The organism is Kitasatospora sp. NPDC050463, assembly GCF_040655255.1.
Classification (GTDB): domain Bacteria; phylum Actinomycetota; class Actinomycetes; order Streptomycetales; family Streptomycetaceae; genus Kitasatospora.
In genome coordinates, this window is record NZ_JBFAJO010000081.1 from 1 (window position 1) to 14,868 (window position 14,868).

A 14,868-nucleotide genomic window follows, 5' to 3' on the forward strand; every position below is an offset into this window, starting at 1 on the left:
CGGCTGAATCCGGAGGACCGGGCCCGACCGATCGCCCTCGGGCCCCCACCGGGGGCGATCAAGACCCTCGCAGGATCAATGCGGCGCTGCACTAGCGAGCGCGACTTCAGCAAGGTGGCGTCGGTACAACTGTCGGGACCTGGCGGGAGGATGAGCTGGTCGGTGCTCAGGCCCCCGGGTGCAGTCCGAGCCAGCCGGGGGTCGGGTCGCCCTTGACCTCGCCGAAGTACAGGGCGAAGGTCTGCTTCCAGCGTTCCACCTCGGCGCGGTCGGCCATGAACGCCGGGAAGCCGTCCAGGTGGGCGTTGGGGTACTCCCAGATGGGCTTGAGGCCGCCCTGGGGAGCGATGTCGGTGCGCACCGACCAGCCGTTGAAGGCCTGCTGCTGCACCGAGGCGGACAGCTGCCAGTTGAGGTAGAGCTTGGCGGCCGTCGGGTTCTTGGCCTGCTTCAGGATGGCCGCGCGCTGACCCCAGCTCATGAACGGGTGCCCGTCCGCGATCACCCACGTCGACGGGGACGTGGACGAGGGGACTGCCGAGCCCGAGGTGCCGACGCCGATCGCCTTCTGCCCGGCGGAGACGGCGACGCCCGGCGAGTTGCTGCCCCGAGCGAACTGCACGTCCTGGGTGGCCAGTTCGGCGATCCAGTCCCAGCCGTAGGTCCGGGTGTACAGCGTGTAGAGATACAGGGCGGCGTCGTCGTCGTGCGGGTACGAGGAGGCAATCTTGCCCTTCCACTTCGGGTCGACCAGGTCGAGCGGGTTGCGGGGCGCGTCCGAGCCCACGGCCGCCTTTCCGTACAGGAAGCTGAACGCGCTCACCCTGACGGCGGTCCACGCGCCCTGCGGGTCCCGGAATGCGTCGTACAGCTTCGAGAACCCGGCGGGCTTGTAGGCCAGCAGCCGGCCCTGCTGCTTCCACCGGACGAAGTCCTGCACGGTCTGCAGTTGCACGACGTCGGGAACGACGGTGCCGGTGGCGAACTGGTTGTCCACGCGGACGTCGTGGTACTTGCTGTAGTCGACGACCAGTGTCAGGTCGATGCCCGGGAAGCGGGACTTGAAGGCCGCCTTGGTGCTGTCCTGCTGGGTCGGGGTGTCACCGCCGGCGTAGATGACGAGCTTTCCGCCTTCCTTGAGGGCGGCCTGGTAGAGCTCGTCGAGCGTGCGGGTCTCCTCGGGGCCGGCTGAGTACGGGGACCCGGTGGCAGAGGCGGAGGCTGTTGAGACGCCGAACACTCCGGCGGCGAGGGCGGCACCGGCTCCGGCCGCCAGGATGTGCCGCCTGCTGGGAAGGATGGACATGCTGGTGAAACCTTCCTTCACGAAAGTGCGGGGGCGGGGCTCGCACGAGGGCGGTGCTCATCCGCATGCGGGCGGACCCGGTTGCGCGTCGTTCAGCGCGGGGATGGCGCTCAAGAAGGTGGAACGTGAATGCGGGGGGCGACACGGTGAAGTATCTGCCACAGCAGACAATATATCTGCTGCGGCAGAGATTGCAACGGCAGCTTCTTCCGCCCGTGTGCTTCTGGCACCCTTGGGGAGTGGACGAGCAACTGCTGAACGACGACGACGTGACGCTCTTCGGTCTCTTCGTGGAGGCGTACAGCCTCATCAAGCCCCTGGTGAACCGCGATCTCGAAGTGCCGCACAGCTGGTTCGAAGTGCTGCTGCGACTGGGCCGCACTCCCGGCCACCAGCTCCGCATGACCGACCTGGCGGAAGCCGTGTCCTTCAGCTCGGGCGGCTTCACCCGACTCGCCGACCGCATGGAAAAGGAGGGGCTCATCCGCCGCGACCCCGATCCCGCCGACCGGCGCGCCGCACTCGCCGTCCTGACCGACAAGGGCGGTCAGGCGCTCGACCGCGCACTGACCGCCCACGTCTCCCACCTGCGCACCCACCTCACCGGACCACTCTCGGCCGAGGACCGGCGCCACCTCGAACGCATCCTGCGCACACTCCGCGACGCGAACGCGTAAGTTCCTGTCCTTGGTCGGTCGCTGGTCAAGCAGGGCATCGGCAGCCTCTGGCGACCCACCTCGCCCTGCCGACACCGGGCGCACCCCGAGTCGGCCCGCGGCCGTCGTCACGTCCTGAGGAGGGATCTCCGGGGTCGGCCAGGGTCGAGATTCAGGGGGTTCCTTCGCCCGGGCCGATGCGGCCGAGGAGGTTGTGCAACTGCCTGCGCTGGGTGGCGGTCAGGCGTTGGACGACGTCGGCGTCCAGCTGTGGGATGTGGGCTTTGAGGCCCGCGCGCAGCAGTCGTTCGCCCTCGTCGGTGATCGCGACCTGGAAGGCGCGCCCGTCCTCGGGGTCGCGGGTGCGGGTGATCAGGCCCTTCTGTTCGAGCCGGGCCACGAGCTTGGTGGTGCCGGCGGAGGTGAAGCCCATCTCGGCGGCGACCTTGGTCGCGTGTGTGCGCGGTCCGGGGAAGCGGGCCAGACGCAGCAGGAACTCGAACTCGGTGCCATCCAGGCCGCTGGCCTCTCGGATGTCGGCGTGCAGCCGGGCGTTGAGGGCGCGGTGCAGGTTCACCACCTGGCCCCACAGCAGTACTCCCTCGTCCTCCACCAGCGCGCGCAGTTCGTCGTCCACGCCGACAATCATAGCGCAAGCGCCCCAAAAATACCTTCCTGGTTAGCTTGATTTAGCTAACCAGAAAGGTATATTGGGCAGCATAGCCAACCCAGCGAAGCACTTGGAGACCGTGATGACGGACCTCACCTACACGATCATCGACGGGGACTTCCCGGTCGGATCGAAGAACAAGACCGCCACGCTCGTCACCGGTGGGACGGAGGCGCTGTTGGTGGACGCCGGGTTCACCCGCGCCGACGGGCACCGGCTTGTCGCCGCCGTGCTCGACTCCGGCAAGCAGCTGACCACCGTGGTCATCTCCCACGCCGACCCGGACTTCTACTTCGGCGCCGAAGTCATCGCCGACGCCTTCCCCGACGCGACCTTCCTGGCCACGCCCGAGGTCGCCGCGACGATGGCGAAGAAGTACGAGGGCAAGCTCAAGGCATGGGCCGCGCTGGGCGCGAACCTGCCCACCCGGCTGATCGAGACCGCGCCGCTGACCGGCGACCTGACGTTCGCCGGCCACACCTTCCAGCTCAAGGGCGCACCCGCCGCGCTGCCCGACCGCACCTACCTCTACCAGGCCGAGGACCGCGCGATCCTCGGCGGTGTGCTGGTGTTCGCGGACGAGCACGTGTGGATCGCCGACACCCCGCGCGACGAACAGCTCGACGCCTGGGACGCGCTCCTGCGCGAGATGCAGGGCCTCGAACCCGCGCTCGTGGTGCCCGGCCACCGGCAGCCCTCGGCCGCCGCGGACGCGAGCGCGATCGCCTACACCCGCGAGTACATCGCCGCGTTCCGCCGCATCGTGGCCGCCGCGGCCGACGGCGCCACCGCCACCGACGAGCTGCTCAAGGCGTACCCGCAGGCGGGCATGCAGATCGCCGCGCAGCTCGGCCCGAAGGTCGTCAAGGGCGAGATGGCGTGGGGCTGACCATGACCGGGACCGATTTCGCCACGAGCAGCGCACCGGCCGACGTGGTGCGCCGTCAGTACCTCGCCTCGGCCGCCGGCGATCTGGCCGCCTTGCGCGCCACCCTCGCACCGGACGTGGAGTGGACGGAGATGGCCGGCTTCCCGCTCGCCGGTACCTACCGCACTCCCGAGGGCGTGACCGACAACGTGATGGAGCGGCTCGGCAAGGACTGGGACGAGTGGATCGCGCACGACGACACCTACGTCGTCGACGGCGAGAACGTCGTCGTCCTGGCCCGCTACACCGCCCGCAACAACGCCACCGGCAAGGACCTGAACGCGCGCGTCGCCCACCACTTCGTCGTGCGCGGCGGCCTGATCGTGCGCTTCGAGCAGTTCGTCGACACCGCGCTGGTGCGCGACGCCATGACCCGCTGAGCCTGACCGCGCACCCCACGACCCGCCCGAGAGAGGATCGACCGATGTCCACGGCGGACAACAAGAAGCTCGTCATCGCGTTCTACGAGCAGGCGTTCAACGACGGCCAGCCGGAGCAGGCCGCCGCCGCGCATCTCGACGCCACCTACACCCAGCACAACCCCGGTGCCCCCGACGGTGCCGAGGGCTTCATCGGCTACGTGCACTGGCTGCGCGGCCAGTTCCCCGAACTGCACCTCGACATCAAGCGCGCCATCGCCGAGGACGACGTCGTCTTCACCCACAGCAACCTGCACCTCAAGCCCGGCGACCGCGGCATGGCCGTGGCCGACATCTGGCGGATCGCCGACGGCAGGATCGTCGAGCACTGGGACGTCGTCCAGGAGGTCCCCGAGGAAAGCGCCAACGACAACACGATGTTCTGAGATCCGCTTCAAAAGTGGATCAAGGTTTGCCGTGATCCACTCATGGGGCGTGGAGATCTGACGAATGAGCAGTGGACCAGGCTGAGCCGCCGCTGCCGACCGGCAAGAAACCGGACGGCCTCCGACCCGGCCCAGCCGGCACCTGATCAACGGCATACAGCGTGATGGCACCGGGCCGGATAGTCGTCGAGCTGCCGATCACGGTCTGGGACGCTCGCGCGGCGCACTGACTACGAAGGTGCACCTCGCCGTCGAACAAGGGCAGAAGCCTGGAGCGCGTCCGGGTGCCCCGTCCAGGCGTAGGCAGACCGCGCCTGCCGCCCCAACCCCGTGCGGGGGCGACCAGATCCGCAACCGTGTGAAGCTGGGCAGCCGCTGCGGCCGTCCGCCGACATTCGACAGATTGACCCCCGAAAGCGCCGTGCGGTCGCGTGCGGGATCAATCGTCTGAAGCGCTACCGGGCTGTGGCCACGAGGTACGACCAGGGCTTCGGCACAGTCGCGCGACGCCCGGTTCGTGGCGGAACTGCCGGCTCAGTGGTGCTCCGGGAACGTGACAGGCATGGCCGCCAAGATCATGAAATTCTCCACCCCGCGTGATCAGGTTTTGGATCTTCAAGTTACTCGCCGGTTTCGCACGCATGAGATGACTGGAGCGCACCATGCCCCCAACTGCCCCCACCACCCCCGCCCGCAGGGCCGTCGTCGCCTTCCTCGCCGCCGCCGCTGTCCTGGGCCCGGCCGCCATACCCGCCGTGGCGGCCCCGCACGGCCCGGCCGCCGGGCACGCGGCGCCCGGCCAGGGCGATGCCGCCCGCCTCGGCTACCAGAAGGCCGTCGCCATCGCTGTCGCCAAGGGGGTGTTCGAGCGCGGGGACACCGCGGTCGTCGACCGCTTCGTACGGCCGGACTACATCCAGCACAACCCGACCGCGGCCGACGGTTCGGCGGGCCTCAAGGGCCTGGCCACCTCGATCCACCAGCAGTTCCCCGACGCCCGGTACGACGTCAAGCGGGCCATCTCCCAGGGCGACCTCGTGCTGCTCCACTCCAACGTGGTGCTGGTCCCGGGCACCAAGGGCTCGTCCGTCATCGACATCTTCCGCTTCCAGGACGGGAAGCCTGCAGAGCACTGGGACGTGATCCAGAACGTGCCGGACACCACGGCCAGTGGCAACGACATGTTCTCCACGCTGAGTTCACCGCAGGTCTCGCAGCCCCTGGACCACCGGCTCACCCAGGCCAACCAGGAACTGGTCACCAAGGCCTTCGACGAGCTCATGGTCCGCAAGGACCTGACCGCCCTCGACCGCTACTGGGACCCCGGCTACCTCCAGCACAACCCGCAGATGCGGAACGGCGTGGCCGCCGCGAAGGTCGGCCTCGGCGGTTACTTCGCCTCGGCACCGCAACTGACGGTCACCCCCGAGCGGATCATCGCCGAGGGCGACCTGGTGGCCGTCCACAGCCACTACGTCAACTATCCGGGAGACCGGGGCCTGGCGATCCTGGACCTGTTCCGGGTGCGGAACGGCAAGATCGTCGAGCACTGGGACATCACCCAGGCCGTCCCGGAGACCTCGGCCAACGGCAAGGGCATGTTCTAGCGGCCGCGGCCCCGCCCGTCGGCCCCTTGCCGGTCCGTCGATGTGCACGGCGGCGAACACCGCCCGGCTTCCACGCGGCCGTGGCCACCGCCGCGCACAACTCCTTCCTGCTCAGCTCCGTACGCGACGCGCGCCGCTGCAGCGGCAGTCCAGCGCCATCGGCATCCACGGCATCCTCGGCGCGGCCGCCGCGGCCACCGCGGTGCACCTCGACCGGACCCTGGAGGACTACCGGCGGGAGATCGAGCGCCGCCTGTTCGGCTGACGCGACGCCAGGGATCGGCTGTGCCGCCACAGGGCGGGCACATCCGTTCGGCCCGCCCAGTCAGGACAGGGCGGGCCCAGGGGCCGCAGGCCGGCGAGGAGTTCCGGGGTCGGGTCCACCTCCACCTCACGCAGCATCAGCTGGTGGTAGTCGTCAGGCTCGGGCGACGACTCGGCAAGGAGCCGGTCGCCCGCGGCGATGGCTGCCGCGAACTGCTCCGCCGTGATCGATGGCGCGTGGGCGAGAACGGTCTGCTCGAAGTCCGCCCGCGGGTTCCACCGGCCGCCGATCGGCCGCATCAGCACGCCGCCCGAGTCGAGGAGAACGGCGCGGAGCTCCTCCCGGGGAAGGGGCCGTGTCGTCATTCGGCCACGTTCACGGCCTTCCAGAGCTGACTGTCGGCGTTCGTGTCCGTCGTCTGGACGAGCTGGGCGCCCGCCGAGGTCGACGCGCCGGACACGTCGAGCAGCTTGCCGCTGTTCACGTTCCTGATCTTGTAGTAGCCGTTTCCGGTGGCGATCAGTGTCCAGTGCTGGTCCGCGCCGCCGTTGTCGGTCGCCTGGACGAGGGAGGCTCCGTCCGCGGTGGAAGCGCCGCTGACGTCCATCGGCAGGCCGCTGTTCCGGCTGATGATCCGGTAACTCCCGTCACCCACCGCGACGAACCGCCAGTTCTGGTTCTGGGCGCCGCTGTCGTTCCACTGGAGGAGGCCGGCCCCGGAGGACATCGATGCGCCTGAGACGTCGATCGCCTTGGCGCTGTTCTTGTTGACGATCTTGTAGTTGGCGTTCGCGGAGGGGAACGAGACGGCAGCGAACGCGTCCAGCGCGCAGACGGTGTTGGAGGAGGCGGTGCTCTTCGTCCCGGTGCACACCACCCTGATCGTGTGGGGGCCCGCGGCGAGATCCGTCTTCTCGAACAACGGCACCTGCTTCGTCACCGCCGGGGCGTAGGCGTCGATGCCCGACCGGACGAGGGCGCCGTCGAGGTAGACGTCCACCTTGCCCATGTTGGGCTGCGTCATGCCGAGGTACCGGACACCCGAGCCGGTGAACGCGAACTCGGTGTAGCTGCCCGCGCCGGTCGTGAACTTCTCGGAGCCGTTCAGGTCCTTCGTGTCCTTCCAGTTCGACCACGTGCCGGAGTAGGTCACGCCTGCCGCCTTGTCGTCGACGTGGTTCCAGCGCTGCCGTACGAGTGCCTTCGACGCCGCGGATGTGTGGCCCTGCGCGTCAATGACGTAGAGGCGGTAGTCACCCGCCGACTGCGGGGCGGTGATGGTCGCCGAGGTGCCGCTCGCACTGGTCATGGTGAAACCGGTGGCGAACGTCGTGGTACCGGCGGGGGCCAGCCAGAGGGTCTTGGTCCCGTCCCCGGGGCTGCGGACCGGAATGGTCATCACGCCCTTGCCGGTGAACGTGCTGGCGGGCAGGGCGTAGTCCTGGGCCGCCACGTTGCCGGAGGGGACGAGGTCCTTGTAGGCGTCTTCGAGGCCCGCGCTCTCGGCGATGCCGTAGGCCGCCGACGGCCACACGCGGTCGGCGTACACGCGCACGTCCTGGATGGTGCTGTTCGGGACGCTCTTGCTGAAGATCCTGTTGACGGGGCCGTAGGTGTTGGTGATGGTCAGGTCGTGCTGCCGGCCCCAGGTGCCGGAGTTGATGGCGTAGGCCACGTTCGGGTCCACGTCGAGCACGTTGTCGTGCTCGTTGATGTGGGCGGACCCCTCGTCGGGGTGGATCCCGTACTTCTTGCCGGCCGGCACGCCCGCGAGGTAGTTGTTGCTGATCTCGGTGTTCGGCTGGCTGCCCAGCGTGTAGATGGGGGCGGAGTCGCCGAGCACCTGCATGGTGTCGATGAGCTCGTTGTACTTGACGGTGTTGTTCCGCGCCGTGGTGGTCGGCACGCCCGGCTGGATGGAGTTCGCCGAGCCGTCGAAGTTCCACCATCCCCAACCGAGCGTGATGCCCGCCCACGGGGACTTCTCGATCCGGTTGTGCTGCAGCGACAGGGTGTCGGCGAAGTAGGCCGACACGGGGCTGGACCCCTGGAACAGCACCGCGCTGTCGTAGAGGTAGTTGTCCGTGACGGTGATGTTCTTGCAGACGCCCTCGACGTTCACCGGGTACTTCTCGTGGTTGGTCAAGGTGTAGTCCCCGATGTACACGTGCTGGGGGTGTCCCACGGTGATGGCGGATCCGGCGATGTCATTGGTGTAGTTGCCGGTCAGCTGGGAGTCCGCCACGTCGTTGACCATGTTGATCCCGTCGGCCCCGGTGTGCTGCACCGTGTTGCGCTGCAGGACGATCCCGTCGGCGTTCTCGATCTGGATGATCCCCGGCGGCAGGTCGACGTTGCGGTAGGTGTAGGCGTGGAAGTTCTGCCTCGCGTACACGGTGGAGCTGGCGCTGCCCTGCTGCCCCTGCCGGAAGACCGAGCCCGCGACGTTGACCAGGTTCCAGTCGGAGTGCTCGACCGTGAGACCGGAGAACGTGATGTTCCGCGCGTCTTCGGTGGTCGAGGTGCCGGCGATCTGGAGGATGGTGGAGACGTTGTTCGGCGCGAAGACCTGCGCCGTCGTCATGTCCTCGGAGCTGGACTTGTAGTAGTACAGCAGGTGGTTGGTCTTGTCGAAGTAGAACTCGCCCGGTTGGTCGAGGAACTCGTAGGCGTTCATGAACGTGTGGGCGCCGCTGATCGGGAAGTTCCCGTTCTTCGCGCCTTCGGCGATGGCCGCGCCAGGCTGCTGGAACAGGGCCACCCGGCTGGCGCCGTCCGCGCTCGTGGTGATCTGACGGACCCCCACGATGGCCGTGGTCCAGGTCGTCGCCGCCTCGATCTCGACATCGTCCTGGTTGAGGGCGACGGCGGGCAGGTCGGAGAGGCTGTACTTGGCGCCGTCGCACTGCGAACCCGACTCCCAGGCCCAGGGCGCCTGGCCGGCGGTGATGCTGTAGGTCCCGTAGCACCCGGTCGTGTTGATGGTCTTCGACGCCATCCGGGCGCGCTTGTCGTTGACGTAGAGCGCGCGGAGCTTGTCGTCGCGGTCCAGCGGGGCCTGCCAGATGTTCCCGCTGTGCTGGGTCCAGCCGGTCACCTGGACGCCTCCGTTCAGGACCGGCTTCTCGCCCTGGTAGGCGGCGTACACGACGTGGTGGCCGTTCGTCCCGGAATCGGCCGAGGTGAAGGAGATCGTGCTGCTCACAGGGTAGTTCCCGCCGTGGAGGTACACGTAGATGTCCCCCGTCATGTTGCTGTTGACCGTGCGCACGACGTCCCGCGCGTGCTGGAGGGTCTTGAACGGCGCCGTGACGGTGCCCGGGTTGGCGTCGTCGCCGCCGGGCGCCACGTAGTACGTCGCCTGCGTCGCGGCTGAGGCCGGGATCGGCGCCGTGACGGAGGTCATCAGCGCGGCCGGGAGTGCCACGGCCAGCGCAGCCGACACCTTGCGGATGCCGGCGACGACGGATCCCATCATCGCCTCCGGGGGGTTCGGGTCGAGCAGGCGTTCATTCGGCGGCTCCGTGAGTTGTCTCGGCATGACTGCCTTGCCGTAGCGATGAAATTAGCCGCCTCATCCGGTGTTACGTCAAGGGCCTGTGCATGCTTCATTGAGGTAACACGTCGATGACGTCGCCTCCGGCCACCATTGAATGTCCGTTAGATACCGCTTGTCCGTCCCCCCTCCGGCCGAGACATCTGGACCGCGCCCCACATGAGTACTACTTATCTCCGCCAGGCGATCGAGGCGGCAAGCGCAAAAGGACCAAGTTGAAATGAGTACGACTCATTTGACTGCGGAACGTTACGCCGGCCACCGCCACGCGTGCCGACCATCCCCTTATGCAGGCCGTCTGACCTGCGATTCTTGAGCACTCAACCCGATCCGACCGCATGTCAATCATGTTGCAACGAGGAAAGATTGGGGCGGCTGTCATCTTGACAGGGCTGCTCGTCCGGATCGATAAATGCAACTCATAAGCCACTTGGCTTGGAGGAGGACACCACAGATGAGATCCGTACGCATCGGCTCGGCAGCAGGCAAGGCTTTCGTGGCGGCAGCCGTCATCGCCACCGCTGCGGCGCTGCCCGCCCAACCCGCCTTCGCGGCCGCGACCAACCTCTACGTCGACCCGGTCAACGGCAGCGACAGCAACTCGGGCACGAGCACCGCCTCGGCGTTCCGGAGCATCCAGGCCGCGCAGAACGCGGTCCGGGCAATCAACTCGAACATGGCCGACGACATCGTGGTGAACCTGCGCGGCGGCACCTACAACCTCACCGCCCCGGTCACCTTCGGCACCGCCGACTCCGGCACCAACGGCCACACGGTCGTCTACCAGGGGTACAACGGCGAGTTGCCCGTGATCAGCGGTGGCCGGACGATCTCCGGCTGGACAGCGTCCGCCAACGGCGAGTTCAAGGCGTCCATCGGCACCTCCAACTTCCGGCAGCTGTACGTCAACGGCGTCCGTGCCACCCGCGCCCGCTTCCCCGACGCCGGCACGGACTTCCAGCTGCAGGGCAGCGACAAGACCAACAAGCTGCTGAGCGTGCTCAGCTCGCAGGTCTCCAACTGGGCCAACCTCAACCAGGTCGAGATGATGCTCGAAACCCAGTGGGGCGAGAGCTACCTGCGGCTGAAGTCGATCAGCAACGCGGGCAACACGTCCAACATCTCGATCCAGGACCACGAGGCCGGCATCCTGTTCCAGCGCCCGTGGCCGCAGCTCTCCGACGGGTCCCCGTTCCACTTCGAGAACGCGCACGAGTTCCTCAACGAGCCGGGCGAGTTCTACGTCGACACGGCCGCGCAGACCGTCTACTACAAGCCCCGGCCCGGCGAGGACATGTCCACGGCCGGCGTGCAGGCACCGACCCTCCAGACGCTCTTCGACATCAAGGGCACCAGCCTGAACAGCCCTGCCCACGACCTGCGCTTCTCCGGGATCAAGTTCACCCAGACCACCTGGATGGAGGCCAGCAACAACGGCTACCTCAACGGCCAGGGCGGCAACTACAACATCTCGTCCGACAACAACAACCACCAGTACGTGGGCCGTCCGCCGGCCGGGGTGCAGGCCGCGGACGCCGACCGCGTCTCCTTCACCGGCGACACCTTCACGCAGATGGGCGCCACCGCCCTCGACCTGAGCCACGGGGTCCACGCCAGCAGCGCCATCGGCAACTACATCTACGACATCGCCGGCAACGGCATCATGGTCGGCAAGTTCTCCGACCCGACCGTGGAGTACCACACGATCTACAACCCGCCCGCCTCACCGGCCGGCGAGGACGCCCGGGAGGTCGTCAAGAGCGTCACCGTCAAGGACAACCTGATCACCCGGATCGGCGAGGACTACCTCGGCACCGCCGGCATCGACGCGGGCTTCGTCAACAGCACCGTCATCGACCACAACGACATCTCCGACACTCCGTGGGCCGGCATCTCACTGGGCTGGGGCTGGCAGTCGGCGGCCAACGCCGAGGGCAGCAACAGCGTCAGCTACAACCGGATCGGCAACGTGATGAACCGGTTCTGCGACTCGGCCGGCATCTACCACCTCTCGAACGACCCCGGCACGGTCATCAACGGCAACTACGTCCATGACCTGGTCCGCGGACCGGCCGCGTGCGGCTCGGCCGTGGCCGGCCTCTACACGGACGAGGGGTCGAACAACATGACCCTGTCGAACAACGTGCTGTCGCACACCGACGGATTCATCAACCAGAACCAGAACGGCACCAACGTCACCCTCACCAACAACACGACGTCCGGTGACGCGGTGATCAAGGCCTCCGGCCTCGAGTCCGGGTACCAGTGGATGGCCATGCTCCCCAACCTCGCCTTCCACAGGGCGACGTCCGCCTCCTCGGTCTTCGGCACCGGCACGGAGCCCTCGAAGGCCGTCGACAACGACGGCACGACCGGCTGGTCCCCGACCGGCAGCGACACCTCGGCCTGGTGGCAGGTCGACCTGGGCCAGCCCTACCAGCTCGGACAGTTCGCCCTGACCACGCGCCAGGACCTGGACCAGTCCGAGACCCGCGGCAACTTCGAGGTCCGCGGCTCCAACGACCCGAACTTCGGCAGCTACACCGTGCTGGGACGCCAGACGAGCACCCTGCCGCTCGCCTCGACGCTCACCGGTGACATCGACGTCCGCCAGGCCTTCCGCTACGTGCGGGTCGCCAAGACCGACGGCTCGTACTTCTACATCACGGACTTCAGCGTCCAGCAGACGGGCGGGACGCAGGCGGCCTCGACCGGTGGCCCGAACACCAACCCCTCGACGTTCTACACGATCAAGAACACCAACAGCGGGCAGCTGATGGACGTCAGCGCGGGGTCCACCGCCGACGGCGGGACCGTCATCCAGTGGCCGAACAACGGCGGCGCCAACCAGCAGTGGAACATCGTCCCGGTCAGCGGGCAGCTCTTCAAGATCGTGAACCGGAACAGCGGCAAGGTCCTCGAGACCCCGTGGTCCAGCCACTGGCGGGCGACCGCCGCCGACCAGTCCACCTACAACGGCGGCAACAACCAGCTGTGGCACTTCGAGCCGACCAACGGCGGCTACCTGCTCCGCAACTTCGAGAGCCGGCAGGTCCTGGAGGTGAGCGGCGCGTCGACCGCCAACGGTGCCACCGTCGACCAGTCGATGCCGGTCAACCAGTCGCAGCAGGCCTGGACTGTCCAGTGACGAGGTAGGTCCGGGTAGCAGCCGACGAGGCAGACGGTGCGGGTCGGAGAGCAACGCTCTCCGACCCGCACCGTTGTCGTGGGGCGGATCTCGGCACGATCCACCGCTGTCGGCCCTCCCCGCGGTCCCGTCCACCGACCCTGGCCCCGACAACGGCCGGCGCGGTCGAACGGGAACACCGAAGGGCAGCCGGGGTACCCGGCTGCCCTTCGACCTGTGGTCTCGTCAGTTCTGCTTCGGCACCGCATCCCCGGCCCACGGAGGCACGTCGGCCCTGATCAGGCCGTCGGAGCGGAGGTGCTCCCAGAGCACGGCCGGGACGGGCCGGCCGGCGAGCTCGGCATTGCGTTCGACCTGTTTGGCGGTTCGCATGCCCAGGGTGACGTTGACGACGGCGGGGTGGGTGAACGGGAAGGCGATGGCTGCGGCGGGCAGGGTGATGCCGTGCTGCTCGCAGACCGCGGCGATGGCCCGCGCCCGGTCGACGAGGTCCACGGACGCGTCCTGGTAGTCGTACTTCATGCCCACGGCAGGCCGGTCCCGGGAGAGCAGCCCGGAGTTGAACACGCCGACCGCGACGACGCTCTTGCCGAGTTCCGCCGCGGCGGGCAGGACGTCGTCCAGCGCGGACTGGTCGAGGAGGCTGTAGCGCCCGGCGAGCATCACCACGTCGGCTGCGGTCTCGCGCAGGAAGCGCGCGAGCATGGTCGACTGGTTCATGCCCGCGCCGATCGCGCCGATCACGCCCTGATCGCGCAGGTCGGCCAGGGCGGGCATGGCCTCCTCGGCGGCCTGCTGCCAGTGGTCGTCCGGGTCGTGCAGGTAGACCACGTCCAGGCGGTCCAGTCCGGTGCGCTCGAGCGTCTGCTCGATGGAGCGGAGCACGCCGTCCCGGCTGAAGTCCCACTGCCGGCGCAGGTCGTCGGCCACGGCGAAGTCGGTGTCCGTCCCGCTGGGCTGCTCGTTAGGGACCAGCAGGCGGCCCACCTTCGAGGAGACGACGTACTCCTCCCGGGGACGGCCCTGCAGTGCGGCGCCGAGGCGCCGCTCGGAGAGGCCCAGGCCGTAGTGCGGGGCCGTGTCGAAGTAGCGGATGCCGGCGTCCCAGGCCGCGTCGATCGCGGCCGTGGCGTCGGTGCTCGGGGTGACCCGGTACAGGTTCCCGATCACCGAGGCGCCGAAGCCGAGTGCGGTGACCGCCACCGGCGTGTGCTGGATCTTCCGGAGGCGCAAGAGGTGCTCCCTGTCGGTAGGGGTGGAATTCCGGTCAGCGTCGGACGGCGGCCGAAGCGCCCGCGATCAGCGCCTCGACCTCGGCCATCGAGGCCATCGCACCGTCGCCGGGCGTCGTCATCGTCAGAGCGCCCAGGGCTGTGCCGTAGGCCAGGGCCCGTTCCAGCCCTGCGCCTTCGAGCAGGCCGTAGATCAGTCCGGCGGCGAAGCCGTCGCCGGAGCCGATGCGGTCCAGGACGTGCAGGCCGGGCAGCGACGGGCCGAGCACGTACCCGGTCTCCACCGACCAGGCGGCAGACGACCAGTCGTTCACCCCTGCCGAGGGCACCTCGCGCAGGGTCGTCGCCAGCACCCGCGCTCCAGGGAACAGGCTGGCCACCGAGGCGAGTGCGTCCGGCACCTCGTCGGCACCGAAGCGCTCCGCGCCCGGATGACGGCCCGCCATCCCCAGCGCGCCCACGATGACGTCGGCGTGACGGGCGAGCCGCAGGTCGACCTCGCGCGCCCGCTCGGGTCCGCCCCTGCCGTCCCACAGGCTCGGACGGTAGTTGGGGTCGTAGGAGACCGTCGCGCCATGCCGCCGCGCGGCCGCCATGGCTTCGTCCGCGACGTCCGCCGTGGTCTCCGACAGACCTGCGAAGACGCCGCCGGTGTGGAACGATCGCGGGCGCCCGCCAGCACGGAGGCGAGGTCG

General features: G+C 68.4%; 11 protein-coding genes and 3 pseudogenes. 8 read left to right on the forward strand and 6 right to left on the reverse strand.

The window, feature by feature from the left end:
- Nucleotides 1-166: 166 nt before the first annotated feature.
- Nucleotides 167-1,306 carry an extracellular solute-binding protein gene (locus AB0J08_RS34230; protein ID WP_360641887.1) on the reverse strand — a complete coding sequence of 380 codons (1,140 nt, stop codon included), beginning with the start codon at nucleotides 1,304-1,306 and terminating at the stop codon, nucleotides 167-169.
- Nucleotides 1,307-1,545: 239 nt separating this feature from the next.
- Between AB0J08_RS34230 and AB0J08_RS34235 the strand changes: the two genes are divergently transcribed.
- Complete coding sequence (locus tag AB0J08_RS34235; RefSeq protein WP_360641889.1) at nucleotides 1,546-1,983, forward strand: MarR family transcriptional regulator; 438 nt, start codon at nucleotides 1,546-1,548, stop codon at nucleotides 1,981-1,983.
- A 151-nt stretch (nucleotides 1,984-2,134) separates the two neighbouring features.
- On the opposite strand, the gene AB0J08_RS34240 is transcribed toward AB0J08_RS34235, so the two are convergent.
- Nucleotides 2,135-2,599: a MarR family transcriptional regulator gene (locus AB0J08_RS34240; RefSeq protein ID WP_360641891.1), complete on the reverse strand. Its 465-nt coding sequence runs from the start codon at nucleotides 2,597-2,599 to the stop codon at nucleotides 2,135-2,137.
- 115 nt (nucleotides 2,600-2,714) lie between these two features.
- Between AB0J08_RS34240 and AB0J08_RS34245 the strand changes: the two genes are divergently transcribed.
- The 6 genes and pseudogenes from AB0J08_RS34245 to AB0J08_RS34270 form a co-directional block, all read left to right on the forward strand.
- Entirely contained in the window at nucleotides 2,715-3,521 is an 807-nt protein-coding gene (locus AB0J08_RS34245) for an MBL fold metallo-hydrolase (protein ID WP_360641893.1), read from the forward strand.
- A 2-nt stretch (nucleotides 3,522-3,523) separates the two neighbouring features.
- Nucleotides 3,524-3,940 carry a nuclear transport factor 2 family protein gene (locus AB0J08_RS34250; RefSeq protein WP_360641895.1) on the forward strand — a complete coding sequence of 139 codons (417 nt, stop codon included), beginning with the start codon at nucleotides 3,524-3,526 and terminating at the stop codon, nucleotides 3,938-3,940.
- A 44-nt stretch (nucleotides 3,941-3,984) separates the two neighbouring features.
- On the forward strand, nucleotides 3,985-4,365 hold the full coding sequence (locus tag AB0J08_RS34255; protein ID WP_360641897.1) for a nuclear transport factor 2 family protein: 381 nt from the start codon (nucleotides 3,985-3,987) through the stop codon (nucleotides 4,363-4,365).
- 193 nt (nucleotides 4,366-4,558) lie between these two features.
- Nucleotides 4,559-4,679 (forward strand): annotated as a pseudogene (locus tag AB0J08_RS34260) (IS5/IS1182 family transposase); the annotation flags it as partial.
- A 348-nt stretch (nucleotides 4,680-5,027) separates the two neighbouring features.
- Nucleotides 5,028-5,972: a nuclear transport factor 2 family protein gene (locus AB0J08_RS34265; RefSeq protein ID WP_360641899.1), complete on the forward strand. Its 945-nt coding sequence runs from the start codon at nucleotides 5,028-5,030 to the stop codon at nucleotides 5,970-5,972.
- 68 nt (nucleotides 5,973-6,040) lie between these two features.
- Nucleotides 6,041-6,237: pseudogene (locus AB0J08_RS34270) on the forward strand (GntR family transcriptional regulator); the annotation flags it as partial.
- Here the strand turns inward: AB0J08_RS34270 and AB0J08_RS34275 are convergent.
- Nucleotides 6,201-6,602 (reverse strand): hypothetical protein, encoded by a 402-nt coding sequence (locus tag AB0J08_RS34275; protein WP_360641901.1) that lies wholly within the window; start codon nucleotides 6,600-6,602, stop codon nucleotides 6,201-6,203. The pseudogene AB0J08_RS34270 and the gene AB0J08_RS34275 overlap by 37 nt on opposite strands.
- Nucleotides 6,599-9,778: an RICIN domain-containing protein gene (locus tag AB0J08_RS34280; RefSeq protein ID WP_360641903.1), complete on the reverse strand. Its 3,180-nt coding sequence runs from the start codon at nucleotides 9,776-9,778 to the stop codon at nucleotides 6,599-6,601. The genes AB0J08_RS34275 and AB0J08_RS34280 overlap by 4 nt, the downstream gene beginning before the upstream one ends.
- A gap of 469 nt (nucleotides 9,779-10,247) precedes the next feature.
- On the opposite strand from AB0J08_RS34280, the gene AB0J08_RS34285 reads away from it, so the two are divergent.
- Nucleotides 10,248-12,941 carry an RICIN domain-containing protein gene (locus AB0J08_RS34285; RefSeq protein WP_360641905.1) on the forward strand — a complete coding sequence of 898 codons (2,694 nt, stop codon included), beginning with the start codon at nucleotides 10,248-10,250 and terminating at the stop codon, nucleotides 12,939-12,941.
- A 225-nt stretch (nucleotides 12,942-13,166) separates the two neighbouring features.
- Here the strand turns inward: AB0J08_RS34285 and AB0J08_RS34290 are convergent, their stop codons facing one another.
- Complete coding sequence (locus AB0J08_RS34290) at nucleotides 13,167-14,174, reverse strand: aldo/keto reductase (protein ID WP_360641907.1); 1,008 nt, start codon at nucleotides 14,172-14,174, stop codon at nucleotides 13,167-13,169.
- 34 nt (nucleotides 14,175-14,208) lie between these two features.
- A pseudogene (locus AB0J08_RS34295) lies at nucleotides 14,209-14,832 on the reverse strand (PfkB family carbohydrate kinase); the annotation flags it as partial.
- Nucleotides 14,833-14,868: the final 36 nt, after the last annotated feature.

Coding starts and splice junctions, on each gene's coding strand:
- AB0J08_RS34275 (WP_360641901.1), bottom strand. CDS start 6,602: ATGACGACACGGCCCCTTCCCCGGGAGGAGCTCCGCGCCGTTCTCCTC.
- AB0J08_RS34265 (WP_360641899.1), top strand. CDS start 5,028: ATGCCCCCAACTGCCCCCACCACCCCCGCCCGCAGGGCCGTCGTCGCC.
- AB0J08_RS34230 (WP_360641887.1), bottom strand. CDS start 1,306: ATGTCCATCCTTCCCAGCAGGCGGCACATCCTGGCGGCCGGAGCCGGT.
- AB0J08_RS34280 (WP_360641903.1), bottom strand. CDS start 9,778: ATGCCGAGACAACTCACGGAGCCGCCGAATGAACGCCTGCTCGACCCG.
- AB0J08_RS34245 (WP_360641893.1), top strand. CDS start 2,715: ATGACGGACCTCACCTACACGATCATCGACGGGGACTTCCCGGTCGGA.
- AB0J08_RS34285 (WP_360641905.1), top strand. CDS start 10,248: ATGAGATCCGTACGCATCGGCTCGGCAGCAGGCAAGGCTTTCGTGGCG.
- AB0J08_RS34255 (WP_360641897.1), top strand. CDS start 3,985: ATGTCCACGGCGGACAACAAGAAGCTCGTCATCGCGTTCTACGAGCAG.
- AB0J08_RS34250 (WP_360641895.1), top strand. CDS start 3,524: ATGACCGGGACCGATTTCGCCACGAGCAGCGCACCGGCCGACGTGGTG.